A 20691-nucleotide genomic window follows, 5' to 3' on the forward strand; every position below is an offset into this window, starting at 1 on the left:
GTGCATACAGGGGGAAACAGTACCTTCCCCCTTTGCCTTTAAAGTGAATAAATTGTTTAGGAGGAACCTGCATGTCAACGACAATCGGAAAGATTTTTGATTTGACGGTAAAAAAATTCCCCAACAAAGAAGCGCTTTATGATGAACGCAGAAATGCCCGCTTTACGTTCCTGCAATGGAATGAAAGAGTACACTCCCTGGCAAATGCTTTATTGGCAGACGGAGTGAAGAAAGGCGACCGTGTTTCCACCTATCTATACAACAATGAAGAGCTTGCGACAGCTTTTTTTGCTTGTGCCAAAATAGGTGCCGTTTTTAATCCGATCAACTTCCGGCTTATGGCCGAAGAGCTGGCCTACATATTGAGCGACGCGAAACCGAAGGTGGTTCTATTTGAAGAGGCACTGAAGCCTGCTGTTGCGGATATCGAACAGCGTTTTCCTGAAATCGGATTTTGGTTTATCGACGAAAATACTCCTTCTTTTGCGGCAAACTACCACGAAAAAACCGCTGCAGCAGCCCAAACGGAAATAAAAGCTGATATAGAAGAAACAGACCTCTATGCAATCATGTATACAAGCGGCACCACAGGAAGGCCCAAAGGAGTCATGCACAAGCATCGGGATATGGTCGAGCAAAGCATGCTCTTGATAAATGGCTGTAAATGGGGCAGCTCTGACGTAGGGTTGATAACGGCCCCGATGTTCCATTGTGCCGAATTGCATTGCACGTTCCTTCCACGCGTTCATGTAGGTGCCAAAAATGTGATTCTCCATCAATTTAATCCTAAAAAAGCACTTCAAGTAATCGAGTCAGAGGGGATTACTAAGTTTTTCGCTGCCCCGACGATGTGGAATATGCTCCTGCAAGAAAACCTTGATGATTATAATATTAAGAGCCTGAAGCTTGGACTGTATGGAGCTGCCCCTATGGCTCCTGCGCTTGTGAAAGCCTGCCAGGAAAAATTGGGCATTTCCCTGGTTCAGGCGTACGGAATGACGGAAATGGGCCCGGCGATAACCCTTCTGTCCGAGGAAGACCAAATCAGAAAAGCCGGGTCTGCAGGACAGGCATGCCTAAACCATGAAATCGTAATAGCGCGGCCAAGGGAAGACGGACCTTCTGACCCCGACGATCTCATGCCTGCTGGGCAAAACGGCGAGATCCTCGTCAAGGGGCCTTGTATGATGAGCGGTTATTTTGGGCGAGAAGAGGCGAATGAAAAGGCCTTATATAAAGGCTGGTACCATTCAGGGGATATTGGCTACCTGGACGAAGATGGCTATCTATGGGTAAAGGACCGGGTCGATGACATGATTATCAGCGGAGGGGAGAATGTCTATCCGAGAGAGGTGGAAGACACTCTGTACGAGCATGATGGAGTGCTGGATTGTGCGGTGCTTGGACAACCGGATGACCATTGGGGAGAGACAGTCACAGCTTTCATCGTGGCGAAAGATTCATCATTGACTGAAGGAGAACTTGAGGAATGGTGCAAAAACAGCAAAACCCTTGCAAACTATAAACGCCCGAGGAAATATATTTTCTGTGACGAGCTTCCAAGAAACGCGAGCGGCAAGATTCAAAAGTTCATGCTGCGAAAGCAATTGCAGGATATGTTTTCTGTATAGAGCAGAGGCTCTCCCTGTGCCAACAAACCGATGCTGTATAAATTCGCTTTAAGAATCCGATATAAAAAAGGAAGGCTTCAAAATCCCTTATCCATCCTTCACTTTTTTTTCACGGATAGGAAGGACAGCATTCGAAGTTTGCACCCGGAGGGCAATCAATATGGAAAAACACTATCGGATATCATGGTACACTTTTGTGGAAAATGATGAGCTTTTTGAGGGCAGGAGCCTGATTAAAGCAGAGGATGAGGCAGATGCCGCGCAAAAATTGATCATGGAAAAGGCGTATGAATATAAACTAAAGCCGCAACTCATCCGTATTTATTCATTGCATGAGCTCTTAAGAAATGAATAATGAAATAGCGCAGCCCGCCGTGCGATAGGGCTGCTTTTTTTATATGTTTTATCCACAACCGCAACTACTGGTTGTGAAAGGGTTTTATGAACTTACCCACAGTATCCACAGACTTATCCATAAGTGCGGTAATATTTTTGGGGATATCTAAGTAGAGTTAACCCCCCGAGTTTAATATTGTTGGTTGGGAATATCCACATTATCAACATGCCTGTTGATAACTTGTTATGAGTATTATGGTTGGAGACAGAAATAGGAGATGAATTAATTGAGTAAATATTGCGAATCTGGCTGGAAGTACAATGGTTAGAGGAAGGATGGCATAAGGTCAAAGGCGGTTTTGATGCAGCAGGATTTATGAAAGGGTGCAATTGCACAGACGAGCGGAGAACATCCAACGGTGGCGGGCTGGTACGCAGCATTCCTTGAAAATATCTCTCTTCCGAATGCCGGAGTCTTTACTTTCCTTGTCGCATGGGGAGAACTACTGGTGGGTATTGGCTTGATTCTTGGCGCAGCTACCATTTCAGCGTTATTAGCCGGAGCCTTCATGCACTTGAACACTTTATGCCAGCGGGTACAATTAGCACTAACCCGGTGCTTTATACAGCGGCAATCATTCTTCTATTCGCAGGCGCATACTACTATGGTGCAGACAGATATGCAATCCCTTATATCAAAGAACATCTCGGTAATCGTAAAGGTAAAACAACGCAAAAATTCCCTCACAAGGCAGCAGCTTACTAAACGACAGCGAACAACAGGAGTGATTTTAAAACAGGGAGAAAAAAGTATCTCCCTGTTTTTATTTTATCTGTTTCTTTGTCTATTTCTTGCGCGTTCATCAGCTGCCCTGGAACGGGCTTGCGCTTCTATATCCTCATGATCGGCAAGCTCACTAGAATATTCTACATCCAATCCGTCCCTTTTTAAGTTCTTCGGGACTTGCGGAAGTTTTTGCTTGTTTTTATCACGATTATGGTGAATGCTATTCCTTCCCATCGTCAGCCGCCTCCCAAGAAATATATCGAATGGCATACAGTTATGGCCATTACAGACTTATTTTTAACAATGGGAAATGGCAATATGTATGGGAATCATTTAACTTAATCGGGTTCTGCCCCTCTTTTCTGTATATCCGGCTGCACGGTCGGCCATTTTGAATTCATGTGCATAGAGGACTTCCTGGGTACTGGTAAGTGTGCTTTTCATCTTTTCTTTTTTCTTATTTTCCAACATAAATCATCTCCTTCGTTTCTTTGTATCCCATTTTTTCCTTACCTGGCTGCATCCATACGGCTGAAAATGAAAAAACCCGCCATTGTTGTTATTATATTTTTGTGGATTATCTAAAAAGATCCTCTAACGCAGGTTTTAATTCAGGATACGCAAACGTAAAGCCGTGGCTCACCAATTTCTCCGGTACGATCTTTTGACCTTCCAGCACCAGCACGCTCATTTCACCGAGTACCGTTTTTAACAAGAATGACGGAACAGGAAACCAGTGGGGTTTATGCAGTACTTCTGCAACATTACGGCCAAAGCTGTCCATTTTTGTTGGGGTAGGGGCAACAAAGTTCACTGGACCCTGTATGTCTTTATCATTAATGCAAAACATAAGGGCGCGCACCACATCTTCGATATGGATCCATGACATCCATTGCCGGCCGCTTCCTATCTTTCCGCCTGCAAAAAGCTTATAAGGCATGGCAATACGCGGCAATGCCCCTTCTTTTTTACCCAGGATGACACCAAAACGGGCCAGAACAAGCCTTGATGTAAAGGGCTTGACCTTGCTCGCTTCTTTCTCCCATAGATTCACCGTGCGCGCCAAGAAATCATTGCCTGGAGAATTTGTATCCTCTGTAAATTCCTCCACTTCAGAAGTCCCGTAAAAACCGATTGCACTGGCATTAATTACTGTTTCGGGTTGCTTTTCGAGCAAAGAAAGAATACGGGCGATTTCATTTACAGATTGAACACGGCTTTCGACAATCCTGCGTTTTCTTTCAGATGTCCATCTGCCGCTGTTCAAAGATTCACCGGCCAGATTAATAAAAACATCAAGGCCTTCCAGATGTGCTTCCGGCTTTGCAGCATCGGCCAGCCATTGCACGTATTGGACCGATTTACTTGAATTCTTCCTATCTGGATTCCTGGTCAGGATAAAAAGTTCATGTTTTTCCTTAAGCAATGCTTTTGTCAGCGCAGTACCAATAAACCCGCTTCCTCCTGAAATCGCAATTTTCATGGTCAGCCCCCCTCCATACAATATTTCTGTTCTTTTTTCATAAATCCTTTTACCCGGATGTGTTACAGTAATAACAGAGGTGATTTTTCATGCCGCAAATTACAAAAATAACGACCCAGAAAAAACATACAGACCGATATAACATTTTTATCGATTACGGCAAAGGGGAAGAATATGCATTCAGTGTCGATGAAGAAGTCTTACTAAAGTTTCAGTTAAAAAAAGGAAAAGACATTGATGATTTCGACTTGGCTGATATTCAATATCACGATGACATACAAAAAGCATTTACACTGGCGTTGAATTTTTTATCATATCGTATGAGATCTGAGGCGGAGGTCCGTGCCTATTTAAAGAAAAAAGAAATCGATGGGCCGATCGTACAAGAAGCAGTCCATAAACTTTATCAATACAAATACCTGGATGACCTGGAATTTGCAAAGGCATTTGTAAGAACGCAGATGAACAGTGGTCAGAAAGGGCCGGTTACCGTCCGGATGGAGTTGAAGGAAAAGGGGATTGACGATAAAAAAATTGAAGACGCGCTGCCGCTTTACACATTTGAACTTCAGGAAGAGCACGCAAGAAGGCTGGCCGAAAAATCAATCGCCAAAGAGAAAAATATTTCAGAACGCGCATTAAAGCAAAAGCTTGAACAAACTTTGCTGCGTAAAGGATTTTCTACTGATGTTATTGTAGAAGCCTTGTTAAATGTGAACCTGGAGAAAGATAGTGATGAAGAATGGGGATCCCTCTGCCATCAAGCTGAAAAAGCCCACCGCAGGCTACAAAAGTATACAGGCTTTGAATATGAACAACGAATGAAACAAGCCCTTTTCCGCAAAGGATTTTCGATTGATTCGATCGAAAGGTACTTATCTGAATACGTTGACCAAGCTTAATCTTTCGATTTTCGCAGACAGGCATTCTGGATGATTTGAATGGATTTGCCCGTTTTTAACCGACGGGCGGATCGGCGTGAGTCACCTGGAATATGCCCAATACATTTGTATTCAGCATTTCTTTCGTTTCTCTTTTCCTGATTTTTTCAAATGGTCGGTAATGGTCAATGCCTGCACTATTGATTAAAATCGAAAAGGATTGACTGATTGTTATTTCGAATTAGTACTGCATGATCCGTCACAGCATGCTGAGGTGCCTGCAAGATGTTTCTAGTCAAATTAATTTTATCCAGATTCCGGCCCAGCAATAAAATATGATATCCCAGCCCTGACTCGGCTCCGGTTATGATAACAGAAGTCCTTTTTAGCCGTCTGCCAGTTTAAATAATGAAACCCGAGGTGCTATTTTTAATGAATGATAAAAGATACAGCAAAATGACACAACATGAATTAACCCAGGAAATTGCCTCCCTTAAAGAACAGGCGCGCAAAGCGGAACAACTCGGGATGGTGAACGAATTTGCCGTGCTTGAGCGCAAAGCCGTCATGGCCCAGGCTTATTTATTGAAACCTGAAGATTTTAAACCAGGGGAAATCTACCACATAGCAGGAGACCCGGGGACGTACTTTAAAGTGGAGTACCTAAACGGGGTATTTGCATGGGGATACCGCCTAAACGGAAATGGACAGGAAGAGGCACTTCCCATCTCAATGCTCACAAATGTGAAATAATATAAAATGTGTAAAAGGGGTCTGTCCAATGAGGAGCTGCGTTAAAGCGGTGGGGGACAGCCCCCAATGAGGAGCTGCGTTAAAGCCATTGGGGGATTGGCCCTGTCCTTGTTATCTGATTGTGTCTGAAACCCGTTGGTTCGATGCCCTCATTCGTTCCTGGGGGTGGGTGTTTATTGTGCCATCCGCGCGTTTCGAAGCGTATTCTGCTTTTGCCCGCGGTTCCCCTTCAAATCTATTGTTTAAATCAGGGAAATCTTTTGCTTTATTTCTCATTTGTTTCCCTCCTGAGAGCTACAGTATGAGCACGCGTTTCCGTGCATTATTAGTATGGGTAAAAGGATAATAAATATAATGGAGCAGCAGCCTCAAAATATGGCAGAGAGGTGATGGGGATGAACGAACATCAGGAAAAGCTTACTGACTTGCTTTTAGAAAAAAACCGCGAAATCAGCTTTGAGCAGGCCCGTACATGGATTGAGCTTTTATGGGAAGATTTTGAAGCGACGTACGCCAAGGCCGGGCATGAGTATGCCGGCCCGGAAATGACAGCCCGCATTGTAACTCAATGGGTGGAAAACCACGGCGATAGGCTTCATGACTTCTTTGCAAACAATCCTAAATATCGGCAACTATTAGACAAGAAAGATAATCTTCATTAATAAAGCAGGCCCCCGGCTTACATTCCCATTAGGGAAACACGCGTCGGGGGCCAGCTTATTTTTAGCGGTCGTTATGATCCCATAAACATTTAACCAGGCAAGATGTTTAATTTTTTTCGAAGCTTTGCTTCACTGAAAATCCAACCGGTATACGAATTCGTTATATTCAAATCCCTGTCAAGGTGCACAACAGCGACAAATGGATAATAACCGTTGCTCCTATACCTGAGGTCTATAAACCGTACCTCATGATAATTGTCCATACTTTCGATCTCCCAGCGGTAAACCGGGGAAAATGAAAGGAAAGCGGCCAGGTTCTTATCGTGTATTGCCGCATCTAAAATTTCGCTCTTAGGCAATGGAATACGTTCGAATTTATCCAATATCGTTACATAGCCATTATTTGCCCGGGCGACGTAAAAATGTTTATCCGTGATTACTGCAACCTTCCAGCTGTGATATCTCATCGTTGGTGACATAATGATTCTTTTGGCTTCAGGAATTTGGACTTTAACTGCTTTTTTGATGATCCGCTGTTCCCTGAACCGAGCAATATAGTAAATAATCAAGATGCCGTACATTGACAGGAACGTATACCCTGGAGGAAAACCGAACCCCCAAAGAATCAAGCAGGCAATATGGATGCCAAAAATGAACGGGTCAAACGTATTAATGATCCCTAAAGCAACCCATCTGGATGAAATCGGCCGGATCGCCTGTGTGCCATAAGCATTGAAGATGTCGACGAATACATGCAGAAACACAGCCAAAAAGGTCCACAGCCAAAGGTGAAGCAAATTCGAATCAGGAAAGAACAGAAATACAGCGCCGGCAACTAACAGCGGCCAGAGCACAATTGCGGGTAATGAATGCGTTAGCCCGCGGTGATTCCGGATATAAACGGCGTTGTTTCTTAATTTTAAAACTGTATCCACATCGGGAGCCTGGGAACCTAGGATTGTACCCACCATTACAGCTGAGGCAGTAATAGAACTGCCTGCTACTACGGGATCTAAAGTTGCAAGTCCGCCAAGCGCGATTCCCATGACAAAGTGAGTGCCAGTATCCAAAGAGCCTTACCTCCTTTGCACCATTTTTGGGGTGCAAAAACAGAATGGTTGATTTAATGTCTAATCATATCCTATTATTTCAAGCTGTCCAGTTGAATTTTTTTTGACTTATTTTTTTACGGAAATTACACTGAGATAGGAAAAACGTTGGGTGCTTGATATTAATTCTTATCGTGCCCTGCAATAATGTTTTGATAGCCATGGGGCTTATTAATATATTCCCTTCTCAGCAACGATTTTAACATCACGGAGGAGCAAATGTGAAAAATTATGAAATCGAAAGCTTATCAAAATTCAATACAGTTGGTTTCAGGAATGATTTAATATCCTGGTTTGAGAAGGAGCAGAGGGAATTGCCGTGGCGGAAGGATCAAGATCCATATAAAGTGTGGGTGTCGGAAATTATGCTGCAGCAAACCAGGGTGGAAACGGTGATCCCTTATTTCAACAGGTTCATTGAATGGTTCCCAACTCTTGAAGATTTTGCTGAGGCAGATGAGGAGAAGATCCTGAAGGCGTGGGAGGGATTGGGTTACTATTCCAGAGTGCGGAATTTGCACAGTGCAGTAAAAGAAGTGTGTGAAACATATAATGGAATGGTACCGGATACCCCTGAGGCAATTTCTAAATTAAAGGGAGTAGGCCCATATACAGCCGGAGCGGTTTTGAGCATCGCCTATGGAAAGCCTGAACCGGCCGTAGATGGTAACGTGATGCGGGTCCTGTCGAGGATCCTTTTGATAGAAGAGGATATCGCAAAGCCAAGAACCCGGAAAATTTTTGAAGAAGCTGTAAGAGAGCTGATTGACCATGGGAATGCCTCTTTTTTTAATCAGGCACTGATGGAGCTGGGAGCTTTGATCTGTACACCCGGCGTACCTGCTTGTTTGTTATGCCCGGTGCGGGAGCACTGTGTAGCCTTCGGGGAAGGCGTTCAGGCGCAGTTGCCTGTCAAAACAAAAAAGAAAAAAAGCAGGGCAGTCCAGCTTGTGGCCGCCATTTTAACGAATAATCAGGGGGACTTATTAATTCATAAACGGCCGGCAAATGGACTGCTGGCGAATCTCTGGGAATTCCCAAACTTTGAAATTCACAATCAGCTATTGCCAAAGCGGGAGGTATTTCAGCAGCAATTTTTAGATGCATATGGTGCAAAGCCCGAAATCGGCGAGGTTATCACCAAGATTGACCATGTATTCTCACACCTAGTTTGGAATGTAGATACATTTGCCGGAAAGCTTGATGAATCGATTGACCAACAAGTATTGGACAAACATCATTTAAAGTGGGTAAGCCAGCAGGAAATACAGGACTATGCTTTTTCGGTGTCCCACCAAAAAATGTTTGCGGCGTATACATCCGGGACAGGAATATAATATAGCAGGATTCTGGGCAAGGAACGCGCACTTCTGGACTGGACGTTTTCTTTCCCAAGAACCCCGCATGTTCAATCGTAGGTTATTTTGGTTCCGTGGGTGTAATCGGCTTCGTGACGAGCAAGCCCGCCGCGGTTTTCGATTTCTTGTACGATTTCCCGGTGTATTGCCTGTCCTTCCTGGTTCAAATAGGGTACCATTTGTTGCAGGGAGTGATGGAAAAAAGCAAGCTCGCTATCCTTCCAGTCTGTCCTTGAAAGCATGGATAGTTCGGTCATATCCCGGCCTACATACATAGTTGCACACACTCCTTTTCTTTTTATTTATTTTTCATAAGAAAAACGTTCTTTATGCATGTATTCCCACTATGGAAGGATGAATAAACACATGACCCAAAAAGTAGCATTAGTAACAGGATCAAGCCGTGGAATTGGAAAGCAGACAGCTTTGCGCCTTGCAAAACAGGGCTACGACATTGTTATCAATTATGCCCGCAGCAAGTCAAAAGCGATGGAGGTCGCTGAAGAAATTGAAGCGCTTGGCAGAAAGGTTCTAGTCGTTAAAGCCAATGTAGGTGATGTATCCAAGATTAAGGCGATGTTTGAACAAATTGACGAGGTCTTTGGGAGGCTCGATGTTTTTATTAACAATGCGGCATCCGGTGTATTGCGTCCAGCCATGGAATTACAGGAAACCCATTGGAACTGGACCATGGATATTAACAGCAAGGCATTTCTATTTAGCTCCCAGGAAGCCGCAAAATTGATGGAGAAAAACGGCGGAGGCAAAATGGTAAGCATAAGTTCTCTTGGCTCGATCCGCGTGCTTGAAAATTACACTGCGGTGGGGGTCTCCAAGGCGGCGTTGGAGGCGCTTACCAGATATCTTGCCGTCGAATTGTCGCCTAAGAATATTTGTGTAAATGCCGTATCTGGCGGCGCCATTGATACAGAAGCGTTGACTCATTTTCCTAACCGCGAAGAGCTATTGGCCGATGCAGCAAAACAAACACCCGCCGGGCGCATTGTGGAAATGGAAGATATGGTTAACGCGATCATGTTTTTGATTTCGGAACAATCAAACATGATCAGGGGACAGACAATTATCGTTGATGGTGGCCGTTCACTGCTTGTATAAGGAAAAAAGCTGCCTTTTATTAACTCAAATACCCTCCGCGCGATTCGGTTACATTAATAGCGTGGAGGTGATTAACAATGGGAAACAACAACAACCGAACACAAGCAGGCACTAACATCCAGCGTGTAAGGCAGCAAAACCAACAAGCTTCCGCTGGTATGAACCAAGCAGGCCAGGGCCAATTCGGCACTGAGTTTGCGAGCCAGAATACGGCTGCACAGGTAAGGCAGCAAAACCAACAAACTGCTGCTGGCGCAAATCAAGCAGGCCAGGGCCAATTTGGCACTGAGTTTGCGAGCCAGAATACTGCTGCACAACTAAGACAGCAGAATCAACAAACTGCTGCTGGTGCAAACCAAGCAGGCCAGGGCCAATTTGGCACTGAGTTTGCGAACCAGAATACTGCTGCACAACTAAGACAGCAAAACCAACAAACTGCTGCTGGTGCAAACCAAGCAGGCCAGGGCCAATTTGGCACAGAATTTGCGAGCCAAAATACGGCTGCACAGGTAAGGCAGCAAAATCAACAAACTGCCTCTGGTGCAAACCAAGCAGGCCAGGGCCAATTTGGCACTGAGTTTGCGAGCCAGAATACGGCTGCACAGGTGAGGCAGCAAAACCAACAGAAGAATCGCTAACAGATAGACGGCAGGGCCCATTTAGGTGCCCTGCCGTATTTTATAGCATCTGTTTATTGTGTCGGTGAGCAAAACGGCTGAAAAAGCAGGGATTTGGCTCAATGGTAAGATGACAGTTGAATCGAGGTGGAATACGTGGCTGGATTTTCATGTATTTTGGCTGAATGCAATAAGCAAACCGGCTGAATAAGCGGAAGTTTGGCTCAATTCGCAGCCAGCCGGTTTTATCGGACTAAATCATTCTTACAATCCAGATGTTCTACAACGTTATATTATTACACAATCTGATATCTGGAGAGGAGTTCACTGTCCAAACTGCTCTTTACTGGATATGGACAGATTACGTGGAAGTTGGATTTGTCCGCATTGTTCTTTTTCCTCAAAAAATGCGCATGCCAATTTACTGGAAGATTACGCCCTTCTTTTTAAAAAATGTATTACCAATCGCGAAGCCAGACTGTTTTAAATCTAACTTCCTGTTCAATAACGCATATATTATTTACCGGTTCACAGGTTCCGCGCATGGTACAACAAGGAGAAGAGAATACCGTATGCCCTTTCCGTAGTAATACTTATTTGAAGTTCGACAGGCATTTACTGATATATATGTAGATAACCTGCTGGTGTGATTAAACGCTAGCTTAGCTCCTACAACCATTCGACAAAACCTCCACCTCCTCAACAATAAAAGTCAAAGGATAAAAGGCGCCAAAAAAGAATACATAAACCATGATGACCAAAAGGGTGAGGTGCGCGGTATGAAGGAATTCGATCGGTTAATTAATGAACAGTTGAAAACGATGGAAAAGCTTTTGTTTTTGCAATCCGAAATAGAGCGGTGCCAGGAGATCGAACAGCAGCTGGGGCATTTGCAGGAACAAACTGAGCTGGATTCGATAAACGATGAAATAATAAGGATGAAGCAAGAGCTGTCTGGCATCCAGGATATGTTTGAGCAGCAAACGGAAGAAGTAATCCGTTTTTATCAGGAGAGCCAGGCGGCTCTTACTTAACGAAGAGATCGCACGTTAGTTGAGCATTATATAAATTTTAAAAGAGTTAACCAGACAGTGTGGCTTAAGCAGCCTGAAATGTTGGCGTTCCGTTTTTCATAAGGGGATACCACCTAAATTCAGGATGAGAGCAAATTTCACTGCCGGGTTAGCTCTCTTTTGTTTTAAATTTTCCAGGAAATCGCTATAATAAAGGAATATAAGTAAATTTTTGCACTGGACACCTTTATAGCAAAACATTTCAACTGGCAGTTTTACAGAGAAAGTAGGGGAAAAAAGACATGGGGATTCCCAATGAAGGAGGAAAAATCCAAATCCACAGCTATAAGCATGACGGGCACATCCACCGAGTCTGGGAAGAAACCACCGTATTAAAAGGGACACAGAATCTTCTTATAGCGGCAAATGATCGAACAATGGTAACGGAATCAGATGGAAGGACATGGATAACCAGGGAGCCGGCGATCTGTTACTTCCATTCTAAATATTGGTTCAACGTCATCGGAATGTTGAGGGAGGATGGCGTTTATTATTATTGCAATCTCAGCTCACCATTCATCTGTGATAAAGAGGCGCTAAAGTATATTGATTATGACCTGGATATTAAGGTGTTTCCGGATATGACTTTTCATTTATTGGATGAGGATGAATATGAACGGCATCGCAGGGAAATGAACTACCCGGATGTGATTGACCAGATTTTGAAACGGAATGTCGACCATTTGATTTATATGATCCGCCAGCGGAAAGGGCCTTTTTCGGCGGAATTCATTGATTCTTGGTATGAACGTTTTTTAACCTATCGTTAATATGAAAAAGGACAGGCCTGTTGAGACTCGCAACAGGTTTTTATTTGCCAGGCAGGCATACATTTGCATCAGTGTAAAACTGGCTCTATCTTTACCTCTAAGGAAATTAGCAAAATGCCGTTCGTTGCCAGGGGGAGAGCACTAATTTATAAATCGGGGGAATTATGTGGACAGCGTAAAGAGATACCTGCAATTTGTGAAACCGTATAAGTGGCAAATTATGGGAACTATCATTATTGGTTTGATAAAATTTGCCATCCCTCTTCTAATTCCTGTTTTAATCAAATATGTTGTGGATGATATCGTGGGAAATGACAGTATCTCAAAGGCGATAAAAGCTGATAAGCTATTTTGGATTATGGGCATCATGCTCGCAATATTTGTGGTGCTTCGGCCGCCGATTGAGTATTACAGGCAGTACTTTGCCCAATGGACAGGGACAAAAATTTTATATGATATCCGTAACCAGCTGTTTACCCATATCCAAAAGCTGAGCTTTAAATATTACTCAAATACCCGGGCCGGAGAGGTCATTTCAAGGGTGATCAACGACGTAGAACAGACAAAGAATTTTGTAATCACAGGGTTGATGAACCTCTGGCTTGATATTGCTACCATCATAATTGCCATTGCCATCATGTTTACAATGGATATTACCCTGACGATTGTGTCACTGATTTTGCTCCCATTTTATGCGATATCAGTAAATCACTTTTTCGGGAAATTAAGAGGAATGACAAGAGTCCGTTCGCAAGCGCTGGCTGACCTTCAGAGCCACCTTCACGAGCGTGTGCAGGGAATGCCGGTGATTAAGAGCTTTGCGATTGAAGATTATGAGCAGGAACGGTTTGATAAGCAAAATAAAAACTTTCTGGACAAGGCGCTCCGGCATACGAGCTGGAATGCGAAATCCTTTGCGGTAGTGAACACTATAACGGATATTTCCCCATTGATTGTAATAGGTTATGCAGGCTATCAGGTCATTCATGAGAATCTGACGATTGGGACCATGATGGCTTTTATCGGGTTCATTGACCGGCTTTATAACCCGCTCCGCAGGCTGGTCAACTCGTCAACGACAATGACCCAGACCTTGGCTTCGATGGACCGGGTGTTTGAATTCATCGATGAAAAATATGATATAGATGATAAGCCGGGTGCAAAGGAACTAACAGATGTGGAAGGCAGTATCCGTTTTGAAAATGTTACGTTTGCTTATGATGAAAAAGAAAAAGCGGTCCTGAAAAATGTCAGCCTTGATGTCCAAAAGGGCGAAACGATTGCGCTTGTAGGAATGAGCGGAGGGGGAAAGTCTTCGCTGATCAGCCTTCTTCCGCGTTTTTATGATGTGAACGAAGGCCGCATCATGCTTGATGGCACCGACATCCGTGATTATAAAGTCCGCAGCCTGCGGGATAAAATCGGTATGGTGCTACAGGATAACATTTTGTTCAGTGAATCCGTGATGTCAAATATTTTAATGGGGAATCCGGAAGCTTCGAAGGAAGAAGTAATCGAAGCTGCCAAAGCGGCCAATGCCCATGATTTCATCACGAACCTTCAGGAAGGTTATGACACGAAAGTTGGGGAGAGGGGCGTGAAGCTTTCAGGGGGGCAAAAACAGCGTGTAGCCATTGCCCGTGTGTTCCTGAAGAACCCTCCGATTCTTGTTATGGATGAAGCGACTTCTGCCCTTGACCTTGAGAGCGAGCACCTTATTCAGGAAGCGCTTGATATATTGGCAAGGGATCGAACGACATTCATAGTGGCCCATCGGTTATCAACCATTACCCATGCTGACCGAATTGTACTGATTGAGCATGGAGAAATCGCCGAAATTGGGACGCACGAAGAATTAATGCAAAAGCAGGGCCATTATTATGACTTATTCACGGTTCAGCAGCTTGATTCCTGAACATGAGTCTGACTTATAGGGGGTCAGCCACAAAAGCCAAACCTTAAAATAAAGGTTAGCCGAAACACATATAATGATGCATCAAAAAATGAAGGCAGTTCCATTAGCGGAACTGCCTTCATTTATATTGTTTTTCATCAACCTTCGTATTGGACAGATACTTCATTTTCGTCTCGATGGTAGGATTGAAAACTGATAATTAGTGTTTCAAGATGTTCCAATTGCTCATCATATTCAATGATGGCAGAAATCAAGGGTACAAGCCGTGTAGGAATCTCTTCCTCTTCATCGTTTTTCATTTGTTTTAACTTGGCAAAGAAAAACGATAAGAAATCCCGTCTGCTTAGGGAATGGCTGTCATGTTGCTCCACACAGCCCCCAGGTTTGATTTTACCGATAAATTTTAGCAGAAGCTGTTCATGGCGATGGATTAAAGAATCGAGCTGATGCTGGATTTGCGCCTGAAAATCCTCAGGCATTAATGAAATCTCATTTTCGAACTTATGGATCCGTTTCAAGGTTTCATAAGCTTTCTTTGAAGTAGCGATCATTTGCCTGTAAACAACGAGTTTTCTTGATTTTGCAAGTGTTTCCTTCTTAAAATAAGCGCGCTCCTCTTTATACATCGAATATATTTGCTCCAGCTTTAAGAGTTCATTTTTGATTACGCTTATGTCCTTTTTCAATAGAGTATGTTCAGAAGCATGCCTGGTGCTAATGCGGATCCATTTAAAAATATCCTCCGTGGTTCCGGAAATCCGGTTATAGAGCTTTATTTCATACTTTGGTGGGATAAAAACCAAATTTACTATAAAGGAACAGAGAATTCCGAGCAAAATGGATGAAAAGCGGATCATCGCAAATTGCAAAAAATCCCCTTGCTGGCTTTCCATGATGGCGATAACAGTGACAATGGAAAGAACCAGGCTTTTCTCCATCTTCAGTTTTAGGTTTATGGAGATGACAATCACAACGGCCAACCCGATGATAAAGTAATGATTGCCAAACAACAGTACGAACAACACGGCAATGATAGCACCAATCAAGTTTCCTTGAATTTGTTCCACAACTGATAAATAAGACCGGTAAATGGTCGGCTGGATAGCAAATATTGCCGCAATCCCCGCAAAAACAGGGGAGGGGAGTTGTAACAGCTCCGACAAGTACAGAGCAAAAACAATTGCGATTCCCGTTTTAAGTATGCGGGCACCTAACTTCATATAAAAATGTATCCTTTCTTTCGTATGATTGTATGCAATTTCAATCGTCGCGTTTTTTAAAATAAGATATGCCATAATATAGGCTGTGTATATGTACTTTACACTAATAAAATGGAAAGTAAACAATAATGTAATATACAGGGTTTGGCAGATAGTTTCAAGTGGAAATGGAATATTCAAGAATTTGTAAAATAAAAAATCCACTCGCGCCCCAAGGATGAAATAACAAAACAAGCTGACACCCATGGGTACCAGCTTGCTGCAATGTGTAATCATTCAGTGGAAACGGATGGATCGGCCTGTTCTTTAACAGGAATGATCTGGAGAAAATGCTGTTCCGGATTCGAAAGAAGCTGTTCCAATGACGAAGCTTCTTCTGTTTGACCCTGCTCCTTCAATAAGGAAACATATTTGCCAAGAAGCTCGCCAACATCCTTCACACCAGTTGTTGAAAGCGGCTTGATCGATACTTTTGCCCCTTTGGCAATCCTTCTTTCGATGGCTTCTTTCGTCAATCCCGCTTCAGGCTGATGGCGCAAATAAACCGCACCGCCTGTCATTCCCGCACAAATCCATGGTCCCGGATCTCCAAGAACCAATCCTCTTCCGTTCGTCATATATTCAAACGCGAAGCCTTTGATGTTTGAATGGACTGCCAGGTTTCCGGTTTCATTTTCCGGCAGCGGCTGTTTCAGCTGTCCGCCGATAATCATATCAGCACCGGAAAGCCTGATACCGGCCCGTGCATCAGCATCGCCCTGCGCAACCAAGAGGCCGTGCTGAGCTCCATATCCAAATCCTTTACCAACGGATCCATTATAAAACTTACCGTCTTTTCCAGGTGATTTAAAAATTAAAATATTGCCTCCGATAGATGTTTTGCCAGCGCCGTCCTGTGCGCCTCCATTTACACTGATCTCAATGCCTTCACTGTTATATGCGCCAAGGCCATTGCCGGGAATGGAGCCATCTTTATACTGAAGATGGACCGGAGGGAGCTTCTTATAGGACCCATCCAATCTTCCGCGGACACGATGGCAGGAAACCCTGCTTCCAAGTACACGCTGGTCGGATGTGATCGAGCTGTAAGCCCGTGATTCGTTAAGCTCATCAACCCGCGAATCCAGGTATTCTGCCCCGACAGCTACTTGCATAGCACCTTGAGAAAGGGAGGCAGCTGCTTCTTTATTGGAGAACTGGCCAATATCGAGCGTTTTCAATAGGTAGGTCAAATCCAGCAGTTCTTTTCCTTTATCTTGCACTAGTAAATCGGAACGGCCGACGATGTCCTGAAGGCTGCGTGCGCCAAGAGAGGCTGTCAAAGCCTTTAGTTCGTTGCCGAATGCATGGAACATATTCATTAATCCTTGTACGGCCAGGTCAAACTGCCGTGGTACGAATCGGCGTAACCCGTGTTCCTTTGCCTGTGCCTCGGATTCGATCTGAGTCGCTATGCCGACATGGCAGGTATCCAGGTGGCAGCCCCGGCAAGTGGTGCAGCCGACCGCAATCATGGATAATGTGCCGAAGCCGACCCGGTTTGCGCCAAGAAGCATTACCTTCATTACGTCCAAAGCACTTTTCAGGCCGCCATCTGCCCAAATTTCCACGTTTTGGCGGATGCCCGCTTCCAAAAGGGCATTGTGCGCGGCTTTTACCCCAATTTCCACTGGCAATCCGACGTGCTGCAGGGCATGTATACGGGCAGCACCCGTACCACCGTCGAAGCCTGACAGAGTGATAATATCTGCCCCAGCTTTGGCTATGCCGACAGCAATTGTTCCGATGTTGGGTACGACAGGTACTTTAACGGCAACTTTTGCCTTATCGTTAGCCGTTTTCAATTCGTGAATCATCTGCGCCAAATCTTCAATTGAGTAGATATCATGGTTATTTGATGGTGAAATCAAATCCGAACCGATAGTCGCGTTCCTTGCTTCCGCAATTTTGGCGGTAACCTTTGAACCTGGGAGATGGCCTCCTTCGCCAGGTTTCGCTCCCTGGCCGATCTTTATTTCCAAAAGATTGGAGGAGTTTAGCAGCTCCGCGTTTACGCCGAAGCGTCCAGAGGCAATCTGCTGGCCGCGGGTTCTCGGGTATTTGCCCAGCATATCTTTAATTTCTCCACCCTCACCGTTCATGCTGACCATGTTTAAGCGGTCAGCTGCTTCGGCATAGGCGCGGAAGGCTGTTTCGTTTTGGGAACCAAATGACATGGATGCGATGACAAAAGGAAGGCTATGATCGCCGACCGAGATATCGACCTCATGGTTCGGAAGGGGATCATCCGTTTTCGTTAGGCTTGTTAAATGCCGGATGGTAGTAGGATTTGCCTCCTCCTGTTCCGTTATCTTTTCCCCATAGGAAGTATAGTCCCCGCTTGATGCGACATCCCCGATTGCTTTCCAGATTCTCGGGAACAGGTTAAACGTCTTCCCGATTCTTTCTTTATCATTGTTATAGTCGATCGATCGCTGCTTGGCGTCTTCTTTCAATTGCTCGAAATTATGGGTTAATCCGCTTCCGCCGAAGAAATTCACCACATTTAAATAGGTTCCGATTTCCTCATTGAGGCCGATGCTTGAGAACAATCGCCCGTAACCCCGTAGCTCATGGATTCCGATAGTCGAAATCACTTTTTCCAGGCCTTTTGTTAAAGCATTATATAAATTGATTGCCGGCACTGCTGTTTCATTGGAAAGGGAAAGGAACATATAATATGGGTTGATAAGATTCGATCCCAGGCCGTAAGCCACTACGATATCATGGAGTGAACGGATGGCAGCGGACCTCAGAAGCAAAGAACAATCCCGACGCTTCCCTGTAAGGACGAGTGCCTGATCAACAGCGGAAACTACCAAATGCGGGTCCATCCACAGGTTTCCGTTTTGATGGGCATCGGCATCGTCCAGGATAATTAGAGTTTTGCCAGCATCGACTGCAGAAATCGCTTCCCTTGCCAGTCTATCCAGCGCTTCCTTGATGCTTTCTGTTTCGGTAAATGTGGCTGATATGATGTGGGTAAGCTGCTGGTCCCCAAAATGCGCAACAAACTGGTCGTAACTTGGCTGGGATAAAGAGTCTTTACATTCAATGCCGATTGCTCCTTCTATCAAAATAGGCGTCAAAAGCTCGGTAACCCTGCCCGCTTTTTCTTTGCCGAATAAAGCAGGGCGCTTGCCGACGATTGTCCGTGTAGAAAAGTGTTCGGTTTCGCGGTCCCGGTCGATTGCCGGATTGGTTACGACTGCAACACTTTCCTTAATATAGTCGGCAATATTTTTCCTTTGCGGGTTCAAGGCCGCAAGCGGAGCGTCATGGCCAAGGGAACGGATCGGCTCGACTCCCTTTTCGGCCATTTGCTCTACGAGCTGGACATGGTCGCGCTCCCAGCCGAATGCTTTATATTGGCCATTGTGGATTCCTGCCGGCTCTGCGGTAACCACAGTCTTTTCAAAAACAGGAGGATTCAGGCGCACGCGGTCGTTTGAGAGCGTGAAACGCTGGCTGTATCTTTGATACACTTCCTCTTGATAGTTTTGATAATCAAATAGCTTGATAGAATCTCCTTCCCATTTCAGCCCCACTTTTTCCCCTGGCCCGAGCGGTTTTGGATCGCCTGTATACTCGGAAGAAGGGATAATGCCTGGTTCCGATGAAAATAAATAAGAAGTTTTCGTTTCAATATTCCAAAGAGGGCGCAGACCCAATGAATCTACCGAAAATACGGCCTCATCCCCATACCGTGAAATAATCCCAGCCGGGCCCTGTGCAAAATGGCCCCATGCCTCACGCAGATAGGTATATAAATTTTGAAGGTGCTCCGGGTAAACTTTCATTTCGTTAATGATGGGCGGAAATAATAGATCAACTGCTTCAAATAAGGAATAGCCGTGCCTTGCAATGAATGTTTCAATCGTACGGCTTAAATCCTGTGAATCGCTGCCGTCTTTTACAAGCGGGACACCTACCATTTTCGCTTCATCGCGTAGCTTGCTGATCGTATTGATTTCCCCGTTATGTCCAAGGACACTGAATGGCTGAACACGGAAAAAGCTTGATAGAGTGTTGGTTGAATAGCGATTATGCCCGAGTGTCATGGTAGATGCAGCGAGCGGATCCGCAAGGTCCGGGTAATAGTGGGGAAGAATGTCACCGGCACCCATCACTTTATATACAGCATGATATTGGCTTAAAGATGCGACGTGAATATTATCGTTTTCTTCAATCGCAGGCGTCAATTCAAACAGGATTTTCGATAATGCCTTTTGATCGGCAATTTCGGAAGTGCACGCAAATTGCCAAAAAACAGGGTTTTCCTGAATCGCAATCGGCCCAAGTGCTGAAGGATTGTAAGCCTTGTCACTTTCAAAAAGCAGGGTAAGGCCGTGCTGAAGCAATTTTTCCCTAATCTCAGTTTTCACCGCTTCTGTATCGGTCTTCCTGCTCAGGAATAGATGGCCTACAATAAATGTTTCATTGTCGGCGGCAGCAGGATCAATGCCTTCTGCTGTGAGCTTCTTTTTCCAAAGCTCCCTTGGGATATCGATGTGGATTCCAACACCATCGCCTTCACCGTTAATAAAACCGGCGCGGTGGTTCATTTTGACTAGAGCATCGATGCAGGAAAAAATATTTTCCCTTGTCGGGATTTTCTTTTTTTCAATACAGGCCACGATGCCGCATGCGTCATGCTCCTGTTTATAGAATTGTTCAAATAAGCTTGGGCTCCATTGTTTTGTCATTTTATCCGGCGGTTAATAAGGGTGCACCTTATTGCTGCCTCCACCTCCTAATGGTTGGTACATGATCTAAGAGTTTTTGCCGAGAGGAAGAACATTGATTATAATGCTGGGGTTGAGTTTCAAAAAAATGAGAATGAAGAAAATCTTGTTGATATAATTTTCCGAATAGTAACAATATATTACCATTTCAGAATACTAAAATCAATTATTTATACAGAAAGTTGGATAGGATGAG

At 44.4% G+C, this 20691-nt stretch carries 20 protein-coding genes and 1 pseudogene; 12 read left to right on the plus strand and 9 right to left on the minus strand.

The genetic code is table 11. The annotated features are described in order from the left end of the window. The first annotated feature begins 71 nt into the window (after positions 1-71). The 3 genes and pseudogenes from D0466_RS13660 (at position 72) to D0466_RS13670 (ending at position 2733) form a co-directional block, all read left to right on the plus strand. Entirely contained in the window at positions 72-1631 is a 1560-nt protein-coding gene (locus tag D0466_RS13660) for a fatty acid--CoA ligase (protein ID WP_117323113.1), read from the plus strand. Between the two features lie 160 nt (positions 1632-1791). Next, positions 1792-1986 carry a hypothetical protein gene (locus D0466_RS13665; protein ID WP_117323114.1) on the plus strand — a complete coding sequence of 65 codons (195 nt, stop codon included), beginning with the start codon at positions 1792-1794 and terminating at the stop codon, positions 1984-1986. Between the two features lie 276 nt (positions 1987-2262). Next, a pseudogene (locus D0466_RS13670) lies at positions 2263-2733 on the plus strand (DoxX family membrane protein). A gap of 63 nt (positions 2734-2796) precedes the next feature. Here D0466_RS13670 and D0466_RS13675 read toward each other — a convergent pair. The 3 genes from D0466_RS13675 to D0466_RS13685 form a co-directional block, all read right to left on the minus strand. Continuing rightward, a complete protein-coding gene (locus tag D0466_RS13675; protein ID WP_117323115.1) occupies positions 2797-2988 on the minus strand; it encodes a YfhD family protein in 192 nt (63 codons plus the stop codon). Positions 2989-3087: 99 nt separating this feature from the next. After that, the gene (locus tag D0466_RS13680) at positions 3088-3225 is read right to left on the minus strand and encodes a YfhE family protein (protein WP_117323116.1); all 138 of its coding nucleotides are present in this window, start codon (positions 3223-3225) and stop codon (positions 3088-3090) included. Positions 3226-3331: 106 nt separating this feature from the next. Continuing rightward, positions 3332-4237: a TIGR01777 family oxidoreductase gene (locus D0466_RS13685; RefSeq protein WP_117323117.1), complete on the minus strand. Its 906-nt coding sequence runs from the start codon at positions 4235-4237 to the stop codon at positions 3332-3334. Between the two features lie 89 nt (positions 4238-4326). On the opposite strand from D0466_RS13685, the gene recX reads away from it, so the two are divergent. Continuing rightward, a complete protein-coding gene (recX, locus tag D0466_RS13690) occupies positions 4327-5139 on the plus strand; it encodes a recombination regulator RecX (protein WP_117323118.1) in 813 nt (270 codons plus the stop codon). A 55-nt stretch (positions 5140-5194) separates the two neighbouring features. On the opposite strand, the gene D0466_RS23640 is transcribed toward recX, so the two are convergent. Beyond that, positions 5195-5353, minus strand: coding sequence for an SDR family NAD(P)-dependent oxidoreductase (locus D0466_RS23640; protein WP_117323157.1), 159 nt, complete (start codon positions 5351-5353; stop codon positions 5195-5197). A 197-nt stretch (positions 5354-5550) separates the two neighbouring features. On the opposite strand from D0466_RS23640, the gene D0466_RS13700 reads away from it, so the two are divergent. Then, complete coding sequence (locus tag D0466_RS13700) at positions 5551-5871, plus strand: YfhH family protein (protein WP_117323119.1); 321 nt, start codon at positions 5551-5553, stop codon at positions 5869-5871. A gap of 111 nt (positions 5872-5982) precedes the next feature. Here D0466_RS13700 and D0466_RS13705 read toward each other — a convergent pair whose 3' ends face one another. Next, positions 5983-6147 (minus strand): small, acid-soluble spore protein K, encoded by a 165-nt coding sequence (locus D0466_RS13705; protein WP_117323120.1) that lies wholly within the window; start codon positions 6145-6147, stop codon positions 5983-5985. Positions 6148-6266: 119 nt separating this feature from the next. Between D0466_RS13705 and D0466_RS13710 the strand changes: the two genes are divergently transcribed. Next, positions 6267-6533 (plus strand): YfhJ family protein, encoded by a 267-nt coding sequence (locus tag D0466_RS13710; RefSeq protein WP_117323121.1) that lies wholly within the window; start codon positions 6267-6269, stop codon positions 6531-6533. Positions 6534-6622: 89 nt separating this feature from the next. On the opposite strand, the gene D0466_RS13715 is transcribed toward D0466_RS13710, so the two are convergent. Continuing rightward, the gene (locus tag D0466_RS13715) at positions 6623-7603 is read right to left on the minus strand and encodes a metal-dependent hydrolase (RefSeq protein WP_117323122.1); all 981 of its coding nucleotides are present in this window, start codon (positions 7601-7603) and stop codon (positions 6623-6625) included. A gap of 260 nt (positions 7604-7863) precedes the next feature. Between D0466_RS13715 and mutY the strand changes: the two genes are divergently transcribed. Beyond that, a complete protein-coding gene (gene mutY / locus D0466_RS13720) occupies positions 7864-8979 on the plus strand; it encodes an A/G-specific adenine glycosylase (RefSeq protein WP_117323123.1) in 1116 nt (371 codons plus the stop codon). A 71-nt stretch (positions 8980-9050) separates the two neighbouring features. On the opposite strand, the gene D0466_RS13725 is transcribed toward mutY, so the two are convergent. Then, positions 9051-9275, minus strand: a complete 225-nt coding sequence (locus tag D0466_RS13725) for a hypothetical protein (protein WP_117323124.1) — start codon at positions 9273-9275, stop codon at positions 9051-9053. Between the two features lie 91 nt (positions 9276-9366). On the opposite strand from D0466_RS13725, the gene fabL reads away from it, so the two are divergent. The 5 genes from fabL (at position 9367) to D0466_RS13750 (ending at position 14491) form a co-directional block, all read left to right on the plus strand. Next, positions 9367-10116 (plus strand): enoyl-[acyl-carrier-protein] reductase FabL, encoded by a 750-nt coding sequence (gene fabL, locus D0466_RS13730; RefSeq protein WP_117323125.1) that lies wholly within the window; start codon positions 9367-9369, stop codon positions 10114-10116. 77 nt (positions 10117-10193) lie between these two features. Then, positions 10194-10754 (plus strand): gamma-type small acid-soluble spore protein, encoded by a 561-nt coding sequence (locus D0466_RS23335; RefSeq protein WP_117323126.1) that lies wholly within the window; start codon positions 10194-10196, stop codon positions 10752-10754. A 758-nt stretch (positions 10755-11512) separates the two neighbouring features. Next, a complete protein-coding gene (locus D0466_RS13740) occupies positions 11513-11767 on the plus strand; it encodes a YgaB family protein (RefSeq protein ID WP_117323127.1) in 255 nt (84 codons plus the stop codon). Positions 11768-12048: 281 nt separating this feature from the next. Beyond that, positions 12049-12576, plus strand: coding sequence for a nucleoside tri-diphosphate phosphatase (ntdP, locus tag D0466_RS13745; RefSeq protein WP_117323128.1), 528 nt, complete (start codon positions 12049-12051; stop codon positions 12574-12576). 166 nt (positions 12577-12742) lie between these two features. Further along, positions 12743-14491, plus strand: coding sequence for an ABC transporter ATP-binding protein (locus D0466_RS13750; protein ID WP_117323129.1), 1749 nt, complete (start codon positions 12743-12745; stop codon positions 14489-14491). Positions 14492-14628: 137 nt separating this feature from the next. Here the strand turns inward: D0466_RS13750 and D0466_RS13755 are convergent, their stop codons facing one another. Then, positions 14629-15711: an FUSC family protein gene (locus D0466_RS13755; protein WP_117323158.1), complete on the minus strand. Its 1083-nt coding sequence runs from the start codon at positions 15709-15711 to the stop codon at positions 14629-14631. Between the two features lie 272 nt (positions 15712-15983). Next, the gene (locus tag D0466_RS13760) at positions 15984-20456 is read right to left on the minus strand and encodes a glutamate synthase-related protein (RefSeq protein WP_117323130.1); all 4473 of its coding nucleotides are present in this window, start codon (positions 20454-20456) and stop codon (positions 15984-15986) included. Positions 20457-20691 lie beyond the last annotated feature (235 nt).

It is taken from the genome of Peribacillus glennii (assembly GCF_003429105.1).
Classification (GTDB): domain Bacteria; phylum Bacillota; class Bacilli; order Bacillales; family DSM-1321; genus Peribacillus; species Peribacillus glennii.

Bases quoted from the DNA above. Each gene is read 5' to 3' on its own strand.
- recX (WP_117323118.1), top strand. From the start codon at position 4,327: ATGCCGCAAATTACAAAAATAACGACCCAGAAAAAACATACAGACCGA.
- D0466_RS13660 (WP_117323113.1), top strand. From the start codon at position 72: ATGTCAACGACAATCGGAAAGATTTTTGATTTGACGGTAAAAAAATTC.
- D0466_RS13725 (WP_117323124.1), bottom strand. From the start codon at position 9,275: ATGTATGTAGGCCGGGATATGACCGAACTATCCATGCTTTCAAGGACA.
- D0466_RS13665 (WP_117323114.1), top strand. From the start codon at position 1,792: ATGGAAAAACACTATCGGATATCATGGTACACTTTTGTGGAAAATGAT.
- D0466_RS13675 (WP_117323115.1), bottom strand. From the start codon at position 2,988: ATGGGAAGGAATAGCATTCACCATAATCGTGATAAAAACAAGCAAAAA.
- D0466_RS13705 (WP_117323120.1), bottom strand. From the start codon at position 6,147: ATGAGAAATAAAGCAAAAGATTTCCCTGATTTAAACAATAGATTTGAA.
- D0466_RS13755 (WP_117323158.1), bottom strand. From the start codon at position 15,711: ATGAAGTTAGGTGCCCGCATACTTAAAACGGGAATCGCAATTGTTTTT.
- D0466_RS13760 (WP_117323130.1), bottom strand. From the start codon at position 20,456: ATGACAAAACAATGGAGCCCAAGCTTATTTGAACAATTCTATAAACAG.
- D0466_RS13685 (WP_117323117.1), bottom strand. From the start codon at position 4,237: ATGAAAATTGCGATTTCAGGAGGAAGCGGGTTTATTGGTACTGCGCTG.
- D0466_RS13680 (WP_117323116.1), bottom strand. From the start codon at position 3,225: ATGTTGGAAAATAAGAAAAAAGAAAAGATGAAAAGCACACTTACCAGT.
- D0466_RS13700 (WP_117323119.1), top strand. From the start codon at position 5,551: ATGAATGATAAAAGATACAGCAAAATGACACAACATGAATTAACCCAG.
- D0466_RS13740 (WP_117323127.1), top strand. From the start codon at position 11,513: ATGAAGGAATTCGATCGGTTAATTAATGAACAGTTGAAAACGATGGAA.
- D0466_RS23335 (WP_117323126.1), top strand. From the start codon at position 10,194: ATGGGAAACAACAACAACCGAACACAAGCAGGCACTAACATCCAGCGT.
- ntdP (WP_117323128.1), top strand. From the start codon at position 12,049: ATGGGGATTCCCAATGAAGGAGGAAAAATCCAAATCCACAGCTATAAG.
- fabL (WP_117323125.1), top strand. From the start codon at position 9,367: ATGACCCAAAAAGTAGCATTAGTAACAGGATCAAGCCGTGGAATTGGA.
- D0466_RS13710 (WP_117323121.1), top strand. From the start codon at position 6,267: ATGAACGAACATCAGGAAAAGCTTACTGACTTGCTTTTAGAAAAAAAC.